The sequence below is a fragment of the Corallococcus llansteffanensis genome, from assembly GCF_003612055.1.
Classification (GTDB): Bacteria; Myxococcota; Myxococcia; order Myxococcales; family Myxococcaceae; genus Corallococcus; species Corallococcus llansteffanensis.
Genome location: NZ_RAWB01000863.1, coordinates 1 through 2751, shown reverse-complemented (window position 1 = coordinate 2751; position 2751 = coordinate 1). Strand labels below are relative to the sequence as shown.

Genomic DNA, 2751 nt, shown 5'->3' with positions numbered 1-2751 from the left:
GGCGAAGGCCGCCTTCGCCCAGGCCATGAAGGACCAGGGCTTCGCCGGCCTCCAGGACGCCCACTCCGGCCAGACGGGCGTGGAGGCGGGGCTCTGGGTGCTGGACGCGCCCTCGCCCGCCGAGGCCCGCGAGCGCGCGAAGGACGTCCAGCTGGAGCCCCCGCCCGACGTGCGGCACTCCGAGCAGGCCGCCCCGATGACGCCGGGCCTCTACCAGCCCATCCCCGCCCCGTTCATCCGCCGGGACGAGCAGGGCCATCCCCTGCAGGGCGACGACCGGGACCGGAGCCGCTCCGACCGCAAGCTGGGCGCCCAGATGCTCTGGAACGTGCTCCACCGCTTCCGCGCCGGCCCGGACGAGGAGGACGCCGTCTCCGAAGGGCAGTGGGACCGGATGGTCTTCGGGGCCGTGCTGGCCATGGCGGGCGTCGCGCTGGCGGTCATAGCCCTCGTCAGCTCCCTCTAGAAGCGAGGAGGCTGTTCGGAACGCTTGGGGTTGTGCAGGCTTGTGGTACGGTGCCGCACTCTCTTGGCCACCGACGACCTCACACTCGTCAAGCGCGTCCGCAGCGGGGACCAGCGCGCTTTCAAGCTCCTCGTCGAGCGTTACCAGCGCAAGGTGTACGCCGTTGCGCTCGGTATGCTGAAGGACAAGGAGGAAGCGATGGACGTCTCCCAGGAGGCGTTCGTCAAGGTCTACAAGTACCTGGACCACTTCAAGGGCGACGCGTCCTTCTACACGTGGCTCTACCGCATCACGTCCAACATCTGCATCGACGTGCTCCGCAAGCGCCGGGGCGGTGGCGAGCAGGTGGAGTTCGACGAGACCCAGGAGATGGACGTCTCCGAGGCCCGCATCGGCGCGCTCGGCAGCCGCCTGGGGACCAATCCCCAGAAGAGCGCCCTGCGCAAGGAGCTGGCGGAGAAGATCCAGGAGGCCCTGGCCACGGTGCCGGAGAAGCACCGCGCCATCCTCCTGCTGCGCGAAATCGAGGGCATGTCCTACGAGGACCTGGCCCGCACGCTGGACATTCCCAAGGGCACCGTGATGAGCCGCCTGTTCCACGCGCGCGCCAAGGTGCAGAAAATCCTCAGCGAATACCTGGAGCTGGACGAAGCCAAGAGCGGGGTGGGCAATGAGTGAGGGGTGCCTGCAATCCCCCTCGAATATCTGTGGGGGGGGCCGCGTCCCACCGCTGCATTCCCACCATCCCGCAGGGTGAAGAGCATGGCCGGAAATCCCGCGTGTGACCGTTTTGTCCCGCTCCTGTCTCCCTACATCGACGGCGAACTCGCCCCCGCGGAACGCGTCCACGTGGAGCGCCACCTGGCGGCCTGCCGCGACTGCACCGGCCGCTCGGCCGACCTGCGCGCCGAATCCGGCCTGCTCCGGGTGGGCCTGGACATGGCGGTGGACGACGTCGACTTCAAGGACTTCACCCAGAAGGTGATGGCCCGGGTGACGCCGGAGAAGCCGCCGCTCATCGAACGGATGAAGCTGGCCCTGTCGGAGATGTTCCTCTACCAGCGCACCGCGATGCTCTCCTCGCTGGCCACCGCCGCGGTGGTGCTCCTGGTGGCGCTGCCCCTGCTGCTGCGCGACCGGGCCCCGGAGGGCTACGCCGCCGAGCGCATGACGGTGAAGTCCATCCAGTCCTACCAGGGCGCCCGCGTGGCCCCGGTGGTGATGGAGACCGAAGGCGGCGGCTCCATCATCTGGATGGTGGACGAGCAGGAGCAGGCCCCCGACGCCGCGCCCGGCACCGGGTCCGGAGCCTCGGGCCAGCCGAAGAAGCTGGACGAGGTGGAGGTGGAGGAGTTGGGTGGGCAGTCGGACGGCCAGGGGATGCAGCCGCCGGCGGTCACGCCCGCGACGCCGCGACCCACGGGAGGAGCGCTATGACGAAGCAGAGCTGGGCGGTGCTGGCGGTGCTGTGCGCCGTGGCCCTGACGCTGGGGCCGGCGGTGGCCCTCGCCCAGGACGCCAAGGTGAAGGTGCAGGTGGAGGTGGTGCTCGCCTCCAACAAGGGCACCGCGGTGGAGCCCGCGGAGCTCAACAAGATGAAGGAGGCGTTCCAGAAGCAGAACTTCAGCTTCACGTCCTTCAAGCGCATGTCGCTGGACACCGTGGAGGTGGCCGCCCCCAAGCCCACCGAGGTGAAGCTGCCCAACGGGACCAACGCGTCGCTCCAGCTGCTGGGCATGAAGGACGGCATCGCCACCCTGCGCGTCATCATCCCGAACCAGTCGTCCGTGGAGGTGGAACTGGGCCGCCAGGGCGCCGTGTACCAGAAGGCCGGCAAGCACGTGGGCGGGGACCTCATCCTCGTCCTGGTCCCGCCGTCGAAGTAGGGTCGTACCTGTAGCGACGGATGTGCGCCGCCTTCGGGCAGGCGCCGTCCGGGAAGCATTCCCTGACACGGCTGATGGCCCCCTGCTCCCCGGGCGGCCCCCACGTCAGGCTCCCACCTCCTGAATCTTCTCTGGCCCTCGCACATCCACCCCTGCGTGGGTGCCGCGGCCTCCCTGGCGTGGGAGGGCTCCGTCGCGTCCTCGACGTGGGGAGAAGTGGGTTTCATTCCCCAGGGCAAGAAAACGGTCGGAAGTACCTGAAAGGGGGGCTGAAAGAATGTCAGTCCTTCCCCGGCCGCCGGAGCAGGTCCGAGGTTTCTTCCCTCGGAAGACGCGGAGTTGAGGCCCGGCACGGCAGTTGCTCTTGGGTCAGAGCGCAGGACGGCGGGACGGTAGGGC

3 protein-coding genes and 1 pseudogene are annotated in these 2751 nt (G+C 69.0%); all 4 read left to right on the top strand.

Features of this window, described 5'->3' with window-relative positions:
• Positions 1 to 466 (top strand): annotated as a pseudogene (locus D7V93_RS45545) (Immediate early protein ICP0); the annotation flags it as partial.
• Positions 467 to 529: 63 nt separating this feature from the next.
• Positions 530 to 1144, top strand: a complete 615-nt coding sequence (locus tag D7V93_RS41335) for an RNA polymerase sigma factor (protein WP_199729177.1) — start codon at positions 530 to 532, stop codon at positions 1142 to 1144.
• Between the two features lie 84 nt (positions 1145 to 1228).
• Positions 1229 to 1903 (top strand): anti-sigma factor family protein, encoded by a 675-nt coding sequence (locus tag D7V93_RS41330; RefSeq protein ID WP_244237815.1) that lies wholly within the window; start codon positions 1229 to 1231, stop codon positions 1901 to 1903.
• Complete coding sequence (locus D7V93_RS41325; RefSeq protein ID WP_208723321.1) at positions 1900 to 2352, top strand: hypothetical protein; 453 nt, start codon at positions 1900 to 1902, stop codon at positions 2350 to 2352. The genes D7V93_RS41330 and D7V93_RS41325 overlap by 4 nt, the downstream gene beginning before the upstream one ends.
• The last annotated feature ends 399 nt before the right edge of the window (positions 2353 to 2751 follow it).